This is a genomic window from Roseibium alexandrii DFL-11 (genome assembly GCF_000158095.2).
Lineage (GTDB): Bacteria > Pseudomonadota > Alphaproteobacteria > Rhizobiales > Stappiaceae > Roseibium > Roseibium alexandrii.
Genome location: NZ_CM011002.1, coordinates 5058234 through 5071265, shown reverse-complemented (window position 1 = coordinate 5071265; position 13032 = coordinate 5058234). Strand labels below are relative to the sequence as shown.

The 13032-nt window shown below is 55.6% G+C and carries 11 protein-coding genes; 1 reads left to right on the top strand and 10 read right to left on the bottom strand.

Annotated elements, in window-relative coordinates:
• Positions 1 to 496 precede the first annotated feature (496 nt).
• From SADFL11_RS23375 to SADFL11_RS23330, 10 genes are all read right to left on the bottom strand, one after another.
• Positions 497 to 1654, bottom strand: a complete 1158-nt coding sequence (locus SADFL11_RS23375; protein ID WP_008195786.1) for a Gfo/Idh/MocA family protein — start codon at positions 1652 to 1654, stop codon at positions 497 to 499.
• 9 nt (positions 1655 to 1663) lie between these two features.
• Positions 1664 to 2719 (bottom strand): sugar phosphate isomerase/epimerase family protein, encoded by a 1056-nt coding sequence (locus SADFL11_RS23370; protein WP_040452429.1) that lies wholly within the window; start codon positions 2717 to 2719, stop codon positions 1664 to 1666.
• 50 nt (positions 2720 to 2769) lie between these two features.
• Positions 2770 to 4407 carry a dihydroxyacetone kinase subunit DhaK gene (locus SADFL11_RS23365; RefSeq protein ID WP_008193818.1) on the bottom strand — a complete coding sequence of 546 codons (1638 nt, stop codon included), beginning with the start codon at positions 4405 to 4407 and terminating at the stop codon, positions 2770 to 2772.
• 11 nt (positions 4408 to 4418) lie between these two features.
• On the bottom strand, positions 4419 to 5414 hold the full coding sequence (locus SADFL11_RS23360; RefSeq protein ID WP_008191362.1) for an ABC transporter ATP-binding protein: 996 nt from the start codon (positions 5412 to 5414) through the stop codon (positions 4419 to 4421).
• On the bottom strand, positions 5407 to 6504 hold the full coding sequence (locus SADFL11_RS23355; protein ID WP_008194930.1) for an ABC transporter ATP-binding protein: 1098 nt from the start codon (positions 6502 to 6504) through the stop codon (positions 5407 to 5409). Before SADFL11_RS23355 ends, SADFL11_RS23360 begins: the two co-directional genes overlap by 8 nt.
• A 5-nt stretch (positions 6505 to 6509) precedes the next feature.
• Entirely contained in the window at positions 6510 to 6698 is a 189-nt protein-coding gene (locus SADFL11_RS23350; protein ID WP_008192188.1) for a hypothetical protein, read from the bottom strand.
• Entirely contained in the window at positions 6695 to 7636 is a 942-nt protein-coding gene (locus SADFL11_RS23345; protein ID WP_008196227.1) for a carbohydrate ABC transporter permease, read from the bottom strand. Before SADFL11_RS23345 ends, SADFL11_RS23350 begins: the two co-directional genes overlap by 4 nt.
• Positions 7633 to 8580, bottom strand: a complete 948-nt coding sequence (locus SADFL11_RS23340; RefSeq protein WP_040452430.1) for a carbohydrate ABC transporter permease — start codon at positions 8578 to 8580, stop codon at positions 7633 to 7635. Before SADFL11_RS23340 ends, SADFL11_RS23345 begins: the two co-directional genes overlap by 4 nt.
• Before the next feature lie 121 nt (positions 8581 to 8701).
• On the bottom strand, positions 8702 to 10021 hold the full coding sequence (locus tag SADFL11_RS23335) for an ABC transporter substrate-binding protein (protein ID WP_008194494.1): 1320 nt from the start codon (positions 10019 to 10021) through the stop codon (positions 8702 to 8704).
• 218 nt (positions 10022 to 10239) lie between these two features.
• Positions 10240 to 11265 carry a LacI family DNA-binding transcriptional regulator gene (locus SADFL11_RS23330; RefSeq protein ID WP_040450916.1) on the bottom strand — a complete coding sequence of 342 codons (1026 nt, stop codon included), beginning with the start codon at positions 11263 to 11265 and terminating at the stop codon, positions 10240 to 10242.
• 369 nt (positions 11266 to 11634) lie between these two features.
• Between SADFL11_RS23330 and SADFL11_RS23325 the strand changes: the two genes are divergently transcribed.
• Positions 11635 to 12761 (top strand): IS3 family transposase gene (locus SADFL11_RS23325; protein WP_085955867.1). Its coding sequence is split into 2 segments (ribosomal slippage): positions 11635 to 11899 and positions 11899 to 12761, totalling 1128 coding nucleotides; the frame shifts between segments, so codons are not numbered across the junction.
• Positions 12762 to 13032 lie beyond the last annotated feature (271 nt).

Here is a 13032-nt window from a genome sequence, read left to right as displayed (position 1 = left end):
TCGGTACACTGATAACCGGCAATGTACTGCCAGCCCAAACGACGACATCGAGCAGTCAAATCTATGTCGACCGGAAAATTCGCATAATGTGTGTTGTGGAATGTTTCGCTCCATGAGTTCCCACCTCTGCAGGCTAGCGTGGGAGCTTCGACAACAAAACCAGCAGAAGTCCGCTGAAAACACTGTGGTGCGAACTCTCACCATAGATTGCGCTTTGGTTCCCATCTTGAATTTGCGCGGTCGCTGTTTTCATTAGGTAATTTCATGTGGCGCAAAATGGACCTCCGACCTCCTGTCGTTTTGTGCCAAATGAAGTTGCGCGGCTGTTTTTGTCGTTGCCCGCTGTAAATGGCTTGTTTCCGCCAATTATCGGATAATCCCACTTAATCCCGGATATTGCCTTAGTGCCAACTGTTCTTGCGCGTTACAAATTTCGTTTGGCATGCCGATCGTCCCGGTTTTGTCCTAGCTGCTATGCTCTGGGCCAATCATTCTGTCATCCTAGCTTCACCCAAGCTGCATTTCTGGTTGACGATCTTACACAGGCGTCGACAAATTCCACGCCTGCGAGGCCCTCTTGAATGCCGGGCAAAAGCGTTGTTTGGGTTTCGCCGGTGGCATGAGCCCGGATCGCATCGGCAGCTTCCCGGTAGAGGTTGGCGAACCCTTCAAGGTAGCCTTCCGGGTGTCCGGGCGGGATCCGTGTTGTCGGCGCGATGCTCTCCAGCATACCCGCGCCGCCTCTTGTCAGGCGCTGGGCGGGTTCTCCAAACGGCGAATACTGCAGATAGTTCGGATTTTCCTGATGCCATTCAATGCCGGCCTTGTCGCCATAGACCCGGAGCTTGAGATTGTTCTCATTGCCCGGTGCGACTTGTGAACACCAGAGCATCCCGCGCGCCCCGCCGTCAAAGCGCAGCATGACGTGACCGTTGTCATCTACCTGACGGCCTGGGACGAAGGACTGCAAATCGGCGGCAAGGCTCTCGGCGCGCAGGCCGGTCACAAAGCAAGCCAGATTGTAGGCGTGGGTGCCAATGTCTCCAGTCGCGCCCCCCAATCCGGACCGGGCAGGGTCCGTGCGCCAGTCGGCTTGCTTGTTGTGCTGTTCGACCGTCAGCCAATCCTGCGGGTACTCGACCTGAATGACCCGGATTGTTCCAAGATCGCCGTTTTGGACCATCTCCCGCGCCTGACGGATCATCGGATAGCCGGTGTAATTGTGCGTGAGAATAAACAGGGCCGGCGAGGCCTCGGCCGCTTTGGCCAGCTTTTTGGCGTCTGCCAGCGTGGAGGTCATCGGCTTGTCGCAGATCACGTGAATGCCGCGTTTCAAGAATGCCTTGGCAGCTGGATAATGAACATGGTTCGGCGTCACGATGGCAACCGCTTCGACCCCGTCCTTCAGCCGTGCCTCTCGTTTGGCCATGTCCTCAAAGGAGCTGTAAATCCGGTCCGCCTTGAGGCCGAGAGCCTGCCCGGAAGAGATGGCCTTGTCCGGTGTTGAGGACAAGGCTCCTGCGACCAGTTCAAAACTGTTGTCGAGCCGTGCTGCGATCCGGTGAACCGCGCCGATGAACGCATCCTTGCCGCCGCCGACCATGCCGAGGCGGAGCGGGCGTTGGAATGTGACTTCTGTTCCTTCAATGGCCATGTTGTGCTCCTATGCAATGCCCAGCATCTTGCGGTTTGCCGCTTCGTCTGTCCCGCCGTCGGCAAAGTCATCAAAGGCTTTTTCAGTGACGCGAATGATATGGTCGGCAACAAACTGGGCACCTTCGCGGGCGCCATCTTCCGGGTGCTTCAGGCAACATTCCCATTCGACGACCGCCCAGCCGTCGAAGTCATTGGCTGCCATTTTGGAAAAGATCGCTCCAAAATCGACCTGTCCGTCGCCCAAGGACCGGAACCGCCCCGCACGGTCAACCCAGGGCTGATAGCCGCTGTAAACGCCCTGGCGGCCGGTCGGATTGAACTCGGCATCCTTGACGTGGAACATTCCGATCCGGTCCTTGTAGATGTCGATGTTGTCGAGATAGTCGAGACACTGAAGCACGTAGTGGGACGGATCATAGAGCATCTTTGCGCGGGCATGATTGTCAACGCGGTCCAGGAACATCTCGTACGTCGCGCCATCATGAAGATCCTCGCCGGGATGGATCTCGTAGCAAACATCCACGCCCATATCGTCCGCATAATCCAGAATTGGCCGCCAGCGCTTGGCAAGTTCGTCAAACGCGGTCTCAACAAGCCCAGCCGGTCGTTGCGGCCAGGGATAGATGTAAGGCCACGCCAGAGCGCCGGAAAACGTCGCATGAGCGGTGATGCCAAGATTGCGGCTGGCCGTTAACGCCTGCTTGACCTGATCAACAGCCCAGGCCTGGCGCGCGGCCGGATTGCCGCGGACTTCCGGAGCTGCAAAGCCGTCAAAGGCGGTGTCATAAGCAGGGTGGACGGCCACGAGCTGGCCTTGCAGATGGGTTGAGAGCTCCGTGATCTCAACACCGTTCTGACGGGCTTGTCCGGCAAAGTCTTCGCAGTATCCCTGCGAGCTGGCGGCTTTTTCCAGATCAATGAGCCGGCCATCCCAACTTGGAACCTGTACCCCTTTGTATCCGCAATCGGCGGCCCATTTCGTAATCGCGTCCCAGGAATTGAATGGCGCTTCATCTCCCGCAAACTGCGCAAGAAACAGCGCAGGCCCCTTAATAGTTTTCATGACGACCTCCCAAAGCATTGAGTTCACAAAGAGCCGCAAAAGGTTCTTCGTCAGCCCACCAAGGCTTCTTCGCTTGCGAGCCTCTCCAGTAGACGGGCAACGGCTTCAGCGCCCGGGTCGTTGTGTCCGGACAAGTTGGCTTCCGATACGTAACTCGCCCGACCTGCCCGTGCCCGCGTAATCCGGGATGTTGCATCAGCCCCCTGCCGGGCTTCTCTGGCTGCTGCCTCAAGCCCCTGATCCAGAACGTTCAAAGCCGGCATAAGGGCGTCGATCATTGTCCGGTCACCCGGTTCGGCTCCGCCGACTTGCATGATCCGGTCCAGCCCGGCTTTCAGGGATCCAATACCATCGCTGCCAGAGGAGGAAGCGTCACCAGCTGCGGCAAAGAAGATTGCCAGCAGTACACCTGAAGATCCCCCCATCGTCTGGCTGAGTTCCAGGCCGATTGCGCGATAGAGTTGGGTGAGATCCGCCAACGGCAATCGATCCAATGCCTGAATCAACGCACGGGCTGCGGTCGCAAGTGTGCTACCCGTATCGCCATCTCCGGACTTCGCATCGAGGGCATTCAGGTCATCCTCTGCCTCAATGAGGATGCTGCAGCATCTTTCAAGAAACTGCCGGGTTTTGTCGTTTGCCGATGGCAATGGCTGAATCGGTGCCAACCCATCCGGCAGAGGCAGTATGGACACTGGCCCGAGCGCCAGACATCCCGGCCAGACCCAGGGGGCGACTGGCGCTTGCAACAATCCTTCCTCTGCCTTACTGACCGGAAGAAGTGACACCGAAAAGCCGTGCATATCGAGCGATGTCATCATGGCCGCTGGTCCGATCAACCAACGGATTTGTCCGCCGATGCGTGAATGGGTCAGCTCCTCCGCCAGCACAGACATTTCAAGAGGTGTAGTTCCGCCCAGATTGTTCAAAAGCGCAACATGAGGCCCCGGTGCAATTGACGCCTCGAGCCGATCAACAACCATCGCCATTGCAGACTTGGCGTTGGAAAACGCGACCTGTTCCACCCCGGCCTCACCGTGAATGCCCAGGCCGAGTTCTGCCATTCCGGCCTCTATCCGCTCCTCCTTTGGAGAGCCGGGCAGCGTGCATGTGTCCAACGACATCCCGATGGAAACCGCACCGGAAATCACCTTTTGTGCCGCCTCTGTGACTGTCGAAAGATCCGCCCCCTGGTCTGCCAAGGCGCCCGCGATCTTGTGGACGAAAAGGGTTCCGGCGACGCCTCGTGCTTGGGGCAAGTCGGGCAAGGCGACATCGTCATCAACAATGACCATGTTGACCTTGAAGCCGAATGCCCTGGCCCGCTCGACCGCAAGACCGAAATTCAGCCGGTCGCCCGTGTAATTCTTGACAATCACCAGGCATCCGGCCTTGCCGGTCACGGCAAGGATACCTGCCAAAACCGCGTCAACAGATGGCGATGCAAATACCTCTCCGCAGACGGCCGCCGTCAGCATGCCCTGACCAACAAACCCCGCGTGGCTCGGCTCATGCCCGGAGCCGCCTCCCGATACGAGCGCCACCTTCGACTTGTCCCAATCGGTGCGCACAACAACCTTGATATGCGGATAACCGTCCAATCTCGCCAGTCGGCCACCCGCGGTTCTAAGCGCGCCGTCTATGGCTTCTGTTACAAGGGTTTCTTTTGAGTTGATGAACTGCTTCATGTTCCCTCTCCTCAGTTGATACGGGCGCCACTGGCGTCAAAGAAAAGCGGATTGCGAGGTTGGATCGAGATGATGTCGCCGGGCTCCAAATCCGCATGCGGATCGGTTAGCGTCACCAAATCGTGCCCCTCCAGCGTGAGATGAAGGCGAATCTGGTCACCAAGGTGCTCCACCCGTTTGACAGTCGACTCTTTGCCTTCGCCCTGCTCGATGTGCTCTGGACGCAATCCGATTTGGCGTGCGCCCGCCGGGCTGCCGGCAAACATGTCGGCCGGCAAGATATTAATGCGAGGCTGACCAAGGCGTCCGGCGACATAGAGGTTCACCGGATTTTCGTAGATTTCCCGCGGTGACCCGAATTGAACAAGCCGGCCGTTGTCCAAGACGCCAATGTGGGTCGACATTGTCATGGCTTCGACCTGATCATGGGTAACGTAAAGAAGGGTCGCTCCCAGAGTTTCCTGAATGCGTTTCAACTCGATACGAAGATCGGATCGCAATTTCGCATCCAATGAACTCAAGGGTTCATCCATCAGGTAAATACTCGGATTGCGGACCAGTGCGCGGCCTATTGAGACCCGCTGCATTTCTCCACCCGACAATTCCGTCGCCTTGTTGTTAAGCTTATGCGGAATCCTCAAAACCTCCGCAATCTCTGTCACTTTCCGATCAATCTCGTGTTCCGGCGTCTTCAAAAGAGGCGAGCGCAGGGGGAAAGCCAGATTGTCCTTCACACTGAGGTGCGGATAAAGCGAATACTGCTGGAAAACCATTGCCACGTTGCGCTGTGCCGGAGTGTCATCAACTGCGGAGCGGCCACCGATCACAACATCGCCGGCATCCGGTTGTTCCAAACCGGAGATCAGCCGCAAAATTGTGGTTTTTCCCGCCCCGGTTGGCCCCAACAACGTAACGAATGCACCATCTGGAACGGTCAAGGTCACATCTTCAACAGCAACGGTCGTTCCGAAGGATTTGGAGAGATTTCGCAGATGCACCTCAGACATGCGCCAGCACCCCCTCATTCAGCTCCGACCGGAGAGCCCGGCCCGATTGATTATCGAAAAGTGTCGCGGTCATCCCATTGAATGTCAGACCAACCTGCTCTCCAGACCGCACTGTCTGGCCGGACGGGACGCGCGCCTTCAAGTCACCGCCCGGCGTCTTGACTGTTACAATCTGGGTGGTTCCGAGATACTCGGCGGCAACAACCTCGCCGCGGCTGTCACTCTCGTCCGTCAATGAAATGTGTTCCGGCCGTATGCCGTAAACCAGGTCTCCCTCGAACGGTTCGCGCGCAGACGGGATGACGAGATCGGCATGATGCATCCGGACTGAAGACGCACCGGGATGCACCTGGCCATGAAACCGCAGAAAGTTCATGGGTGGCGAGCCAATGAAATCGGCCACAAACATACTGGCTGGTTTGTCATAAACATCCTGCGGCGTGCCGAACTGCTCGATTACCCCGTGGTTCATGACAACGATCTTGTCGCCCATTTGCATGGCTTCAAGCTGATCGTGCGTGACATAGACGGTGGTCGCCCCCATACGGTCATGCAGAGCACGGAGCTCTTCTGCCATGTGCTCGCGAAATTCAGCGTCCAGTGCTCCCAAGGGCTCATCCATCATGAACGCCTTGGGTTCGCGTACGATTGCCCGGCCCAGGGCAACCCTTTGGCGGTCACCGCCGGACAGACCGCCCACCGGGCGGTCCAGAATGTCCTCAATACCCAGGATCCGGGACACCTCGGCAACCTTTTCGGTCACTTGCCGTTTGGACATACCCTGACTGATAAGCGGATAGCTGATGTTCTTGCGCACATTCATGTGCGGGTAGAGAGCAAACATCTGAAAAACAAAGGCGATATCACGCTGGCGCGCAGGTCTCTGACCCACCTCTTGGCCGTCTATGTAAATCTCGCCAGACGTCGGAAGCTCCAAGCCCGCGATCATCCGCAGCGTTGTGGTCTTGCCGCACCCGGACGGACCGAGCAGCATGAAAAACTCGCCATCCTCGATCTTGAAGGAAGAGGACTGCACGGCCGTAAAGTCACCGAAGGTTTTCCGAAGGTTCCTGATTATGATCTCTGCCATTTGGTTCAGTCCGGAAAATGGCTGACGACAATGAACATCACAGTTCCGGTCAGCGTAACAATGAAGGAATAGGTGTAGGCCCACATGGCCAGGGGCTGCATCAGCATGATCACGCCAATCGCGATCAGGACCGATGCCAGCATTTCCCAAGGCCCACGACGGAATTTCATCAATCCATTCAGAAAAACAGTCATTTGCGGACAGCTCCGAAGGTAATGCCGCGCAGCAAGTGTTTGCGAAGCAGGATTGTGAAAACCATGACCGGCACCAGGAACAAGGTTGCCCCGGCCGCCACAGCCGGCCAGTCCTGTCCTCCCACCCCAATGATTGTCGGGATGAAGGGCGGCGCCGTTTGTGCCGTTCCGGATGTCAACAACACGGCAAACGCATATTCGTTCCAGGAAAAGATCAGACAGAAGATTGCCGTCGACGCGATGCCGGTAGCAGCCTGTGGCAGGACCACTTTGTAAAATGCCTGAAAGCGCGTGTATCCGTCGATCAGGGCCGCTTCTTCGTATTCACGCGGGATCTCGTCAATGAACCCCTTCAGCAGCCAGACCGCCAACGAAATATTCACCGCCGTATACAGCAGGATCATTCCGAGGTGAGTGTCCGACAATCCCAGTGTTCGGAACATCAAGAATATGGGAATTGCAACCGCAATCGGCGGCATCATCCGTGTCGACAAGATGAAAAAGAGAAGATCATCCTTGAGCGGCACCTTGAACCTTGAGAAGGCATAGGCGGCCAAAGTGCCTAGAAAGACGGACAGAAAGGTGGACCCAAAACCGATGATTACTGAATTGAGGAACCGCTCTCCATACCGGGACGGACCGGCGATCACCATATCCCGGTTCCGAACAACTTCCTCGTACCAGGTCTCGGGTGGCGGAAGTGCCTGCAACTGTTCAGGTGACACCCTCGTCCGGGTGGTAAACAGGTTTACATACCCTTCCAGCGAAGGTTCAAAAAGTACCTTGGGGGGATAGGCAATCGCATCAACGGGGGACTTGAACCCGGTTGTCAGGATCCAAACAAGCGGCAATAGAGTAATGACTGCATAAGCGATAACCAGCGTGCCTGCGATCCATTTCTGCGGCGCTGATGGTTCTGTGATCGAATAACTGCTCATCTTTCTTTCACCCTGTTCAGCGCCTTGACGTAAATCGACGCTAGCCCGAAGACAGTCACAAACAGGATGATCGCGTAAGCGGATGCATATCCTGTGCGCCATTTCTCAAAGGCTTCGCGCTTCAGGTTGATAGAGGTCAGCTCTGTGATGGATCCGGGCCCGCCCCCGGTCAGCTGCACCACGAGATCAAACATCTTGAAGTTCTCGATTCCGCGGAACAACACTGCCAGCATCAGGAAAGGCAGCACCATCGGGATCGTAATTGTCCAGAACTGCCGCCATTTACTGGCGCGGTCGATTTCGGCAGCCTCGTAAATGTAATCCGGGATAGATCGCAACCCGGCCAAGCAGATCAGCATGACAAACGGGGTCCACATCCAGGTGTCCACGATAACGATGGACCATGGGGCCAGCGTCACATCACCAATCATCTGAAAGGAGGACGGGTCGATGCCGGTCAGAAAGGAGATACCATAATTAAAAAGGCCGATCTGCGGCTGATAGAGGAAGGTCCAGAAATTGCCGACGACGGCGGGTGAAAGCATCATGGGCAGCACGATCAGGGTCGTCCAAAGGTCATTGCCCTTGAATTTCCGGTTGATCAGCCATGCGAGAGCAAAACCAATCAGCACCTGAAAGAAAATTGTCCAGAATAGGAAATGCGCGGTCGCCTGCATCGTCAACCAGATATCGCTGTCGGTCAGGATGCGTTCGTAGTTGCGCAGGCCAATATACTCCACCTCCCTGTTGGGCCGGTTGGCCCGGAAATTGGTGAAACTCAGATTTATGGTCCAGATCAGAGGAAATATGTTCACCGCCAGAAGCAGGAATATTGTTGGCAGGACAAAGATCCAGGCGATTGCCCGATCGCTTAGGCCCCGAATTTTGGCCGCGACAGAGGGTGGCGTGGCTTTCGCCGCGCGATTGAAAGGCGTGTCTGACATTTGGTGCTCATTCACAGAATAGGTCTGGATCAACCGGCAGGCCTGCGCCAATAGTAACCTGCCTTCCGGTAATCCTGCGTGCTATGGCTGCGCCGACTGCGCAGCCACCTGCTCCATACGCCTAGAGTTTACCTTCGTCCTCGAAGGTTTCCGTCCAGTCCTCGATCAGCTTGTCGAGGGCTTCTTGCGCGGTGCCTTGGTCGGCAACCACGTAGTCATGCAAGCGTTTTTGCATGGCCAACAGCAGCTCCGCATAAGCCGGCTCCTGCCAGAAATCCATCACGCCGTCCATGGCGAGTAGGAAATCGGAGGCAAAAGGTGCACTGTCGGCAAAACTCGGATCGTTCAGGACGCTGACGTGGCAGGAATAGCCGCCCAGATCCCACCATTTGCTTTGGACACTCGGCTGGGCAAACCACTTGATATACTCCAGAGCTGCCTCCTGCTTGTCGGAATAGGCGACAACAGAGATACCTTGGCCGCCGAGCGTGGAAGCTTCCTTTGCCTGCCCCGGATTTACGAAGAAGCCGATCTTGTCACCGCCAGTATCCGGATCCGCATAAAGCCCTGGGAAAAACGCAAACCAGTTCATCGCCATTGCGACCTGGCCGGACTTAAATGCATCCAGTGACTGCTCCATATAGCTGTCGGTGTATCCAGGAGGCGTCGCAGTCTTATAAAGCTCCTTGTAAAACTCCAGACCTGCTACTGCTTCCGGCGAATTGACGGCGCCTTCCATATCGTATTTGCCGGGCGTCATTTCATATTTGAAACCGAACGGATACATGGAACTTGTTGCACCCATGGTGATCCCTTCGGAGCCGCGCTCTGTAAAAATCGCTGCGCCATAGCGCTTTTGCCCGTCGATCTCCCGCTCCTGGAAGAATTGAGCAATTTCTAGCAGCTCCATTTGCGTCTTCGGCGGAGCCAGATCCCGGCCATGTTCAGATTTGAAGGCTTCCTGGATTTCCGGCTTCTCGAACCAGTCCTTTCGATAGAACCAGCCGTTGGCATCGCCCATCGCTGGCAGGGCGTAATAGTTCGGTGTTCCTTTCGGCCAGGTCGAATAGGCATAGACGGTTGCCGGAGCAAAATCGTCCATGCTGATGCCTTCCTTGTCAAAGAAGTCATTCAGTTTGACGTAATGGCCGTTTTCCGCGCCGCCGCCGATCCATTGACTGTCGCCAATCAATAGATCGCACAACTTGCCGCCGGAATTCAGCTCATTGAGCATGCGATCGGCGAAGTTTGGCCACGGCACAAACTCAAATTTCATCGTATGGCCGGATTGAGCCTCGAATTCCTTGGAAAGCTCGACAAGAGCGTTTGCCGGATCCCATGCGGCCCAACATAGCGTCAGCTCATCGGCTTGTGCCTGAGGCGCCAGTACTCCGCTTGCCGCCACAAGAGCGGTTGCCGCGAGAAGTTTCGCAGTTTTCATCGCTGATTTCCTCCCGAAATGGTCACGCGCCGCGCTCTAGCCCGGCAGCCGCACTCCTCCAAGTGCACGAGCACGTTATTGACGTACGTATGTCACGTCAATCAAAATTTTGACATACGTCTTTCTTTTTTGCTGATCACTAGAGATCTCGAGCAAACCACACCCAATGCCGGCCCCAAATACCGGGACGGACTTCTCGAACAACCTATAGGCAGATTTCAATAGAGATTCTGGCGCAGGATGATCTCAATCCGGATCTGCTCCTGCGCCTCATAGATGTTTGCGCCGTCGCATTTGGCCCTAAGCACGCGAAGTGCGCTGCGCGCCAAATGCCCAACGTTTTGCACGATGACAGCATCGACCTCCCGATCCAGGAGCGCCTGCCGCGTTACCGGCGTCAAATCATGCGCAACAACCACCAAGTCACACTCTTCCGCAAAAGGCCGCAGCGCGTCAAGCATTGCGGCATTCCCGGAGCCCATTGAATAAATGGCCTTGAGATCCGGATAGGCCGAAAGGGCGCGTGACAATGTGTCGGCAATCCGGTCGGGATCATCATAAAACTCGATGGTCGGCAAGGCCTTCAGATTCGTGAATTCACTCAAGAGAATTTCATCGAACCCATGCCGCCGTTCAATGCTGTCCCGCGCAACCATGGAGTTTGCTGTCACAAGAACCGAGCCGCACTCCTTACGCAAGAACTTGCCAATCAAAGCCCCGGCGGTCTGGCCGGCAGAGAAGTTGTCGGTCCCAATGAAATGATCCGATCTCGAATTTGGCAAGTCGGATACAAAGGCAACGACGTGGACACCGGCATCCTTGATATGCGCAATTGCATCCCTGACCTGAGGCGTCTCGGGCACCATCAAAGCCACACCGTCGAGCAGGTCGAGATCCAGCATCGTGAGTTTCTTGGCAACCGCGTGCGGATCCGAGACATTTACATATGCGATTTCGACATCTGCCCGATCCGTAACCTGTGCATCGGCCGCCTCACGGATCGCCTCGCCAACAGTGTCCACAAAATGATTTGGCCCCTGCGGCAGAACAAACATGAATTTGTAGCGCCGCTTCTTTGCAAGATTGGCTGCATTGGTGTCCCGGATATAGCCCAGCTTCCGGACAGCCTCCTGCACACGCTCGACGTTCTTTGGGCGAACATCAGTCCGGCCGTTCAGCACGCGATCGACGGTTGACAAGCTGACACCTGCCTCCCGGGCGATGTCATGTACAGTTGGCCTCACAGCTCCCCCTCAGGCAAAAACGCTCGCACACACCAAAAAGACATACGTCCATCAAAAGATGATCTTAAACTTCTTGTTCGCAAGAAAAAAGCGGATCTTCAGGAGACCGTGAACACCTTCCCCAAAAAAAGCACATCAAGAGCCCTGGGGAGAATAATTAATTATTACAGTTACTTGAAGATAGGTTGGGTCAAACGCAAAGCTAAGGTTCTTGAAAAGAGAACTGATGTCGCTTTCGACGGCAGCTAGAGGACGAGCATTGTTTGATTTGCCCGACGAGCTGACACCACAAAAAGGGATGCTCAAGCCACCGTGATCCTCCCCCTTTGAAGTGGTCCGCCGTTATGTTTAGGAAAACGGAGGATCAAAATGGCTACGAAACGTCACAAGCCAGAAGAAATTGTCTCGAAGTTGCGGCAGGTCGAAGTCCTTGTCGGCCAAGGCATGCCGCGTATTGATGCCATTCGGCAGGTTCGTGTCACCGAACAGACGTATTACCGGTGGCGAAAGAAATATGGTGGGATGGGAACCGATCAACTGAAAGAACTCAAACGCCTTCAGAAAGAGAACGAGCGGCTGCGCAAGGCAGTGTCTGATCTGACCCTGGACAAGTTGATCTTGTCGGAGGCCGCAAAGGGAAACTTCTGAGCCCCGCCCGTCATCGCACCTGCATCAATCACATTTGTCAGCGTCTCGGCGTGTCAGAGCGCCGAACCTGTCGTGTTCTGGGTCAGCACCGGTCCACGCAGAGGAAACGCCCAGTAGGGCGTGCTGACGAAGAACGTCTTGTGGCGGATATGATCGCACTCGCCCGTGAGTATAGCCGTTACGGCTACCGCCGGATTGCTGCTTTGCTCAAAGATGCTGGTTGGCATGTGAATGACAAGCGTGTTGAACGACTTTGGCGACGAGAGGGGCTGAAAGTGCCAATGAAACAACCAAAGAGAGGGCGGCTCTGGCTGAACGACGGATCATGTGTCCGGTTACGACCAGAGTATCCTGATCATGTCTGGAGCTATGACTTCGTGCACTGCCGAACCAATGAAGGAAAGGTCTTCCGTACGCTGAACATCCTGGACGAACATACCCGGGAGTGCCTGGCAATCCGAGTGAATCGAAAGCTGAATTCCACCGACGTGATTGATGTGCTTACGGATCTCTTCATCCTTCGAGGTGTTCCAGCCTACATCAGATCAGACAATGGGCCGGAGTTCATTGCTCAGGCCGTCAGGGACTGGATCAACGCTGTGGGTGCAAAGACAGCGTACATCGAACCAGGTTCGCCATGGGAGAACGGATACTGCGAGAGCTTCAACGCCCGCCTCCGAGATGAGCTACTCAATGGTGAAATCTTCTACAGCTTGAAGGAAGCACAAATCCTGATTGAACAATGGAGGAAACATTACAATACCATGCGCCCACACAGCGCCTTGGGCTACAGACCACCGGCACCAGAAACCATCGTCCGGATGGACCAAAGCCCAGTCATGCACTAACAATCAAAGCGGACCACTCAAGTGGGGCTGATCACGAGTAAACAGATGGAAATTTGAGGCGGAAATCAATCCAATCGTAAACCGCCTCAATGCCGCTCGTAAAATGCCAGAAAGCCTTCCGCAAGCCATAACCTCAGCACTTTCGGACTTAGCTGGATACATTTTTCTTCTACTCAATCATCTTTCGTTAAAGATGACCGATGCTTTCGAAGATCAGCCAGAGTGCGCACCGCTTATTCCAGCTCTCAAGCAGATGGCGATCCAAGACAGG

Excerpts from the sequence above, each read along its gene's own strand:
- SADFL11_RS23375 (WP_008195786.1), bottom strand. The coding sequence starts at position 1,654 with ATGGCCATTGAAGGAACAGAAGTCACATTCCAACGCCCGCTCCGCCTC.
- SADFL11_RS23370 (WP_040452429.1), bottom strand. The coding sequence starts at position 2,719 with ATGAAAACTATTAAGGGGCCTGCGCTGTTTCTTGCGCAGTTTGCGGGA.
- SADFL11_RS23365 (WP_008193818.1), bottom strand. The coding sequence starts at position 4,407 with ATGAAGCAGTTCATCAACTCAAAAGAAACCCTTGTAACAGAAGCCATA.
- SADFL11_RS23360 (WP_008191362.1), bottom strand. The coding sequence starts at position 5,414 with ATGTCTGAGGTGCATCTGCGAAATCTCTCCAAATCCTTCGGAACGACC.
- SADFL11_RS23355 (WP_008194930.1), bottom strand. The coding sequence starts at position 6,504 with ATGGCAGAGATCATAATCAGGAACCTTCGGAAAACCTTCGGTGACTTT.
- SADFL11_RS23350 (WP_008192188.1), bottom strand. The coding sequence starts at position 6,698 with ATGACTGTTTTTCTGAATGGATTGATGAAATTCCGTCGTGGGCCTTGG.
- SADFL11_RS23345 (WP_008196227.1), bottom strand. The coding sequence starts at position 7,636 with ATGAGCAGTTATTCGATCACAGAACCATCAGCGCCGCAGAAATGGATC.
- SADFL11_RS23340 (WP_040452430.1), bottom strand. The coding sequence starts at position 8,580 with ATGTCAGACACGCCTTTCAATCGCGCGGCGAAAGCCACGCCACCCTCT.
- SADFL11_RS23335 (WP_008194494.1), bottom strand. The coding sequence starts at position 10,021 with ATGAAAACTGCGAAACTTCTCGCGGCAACCGCTCTTGTGGCGGCAAGC.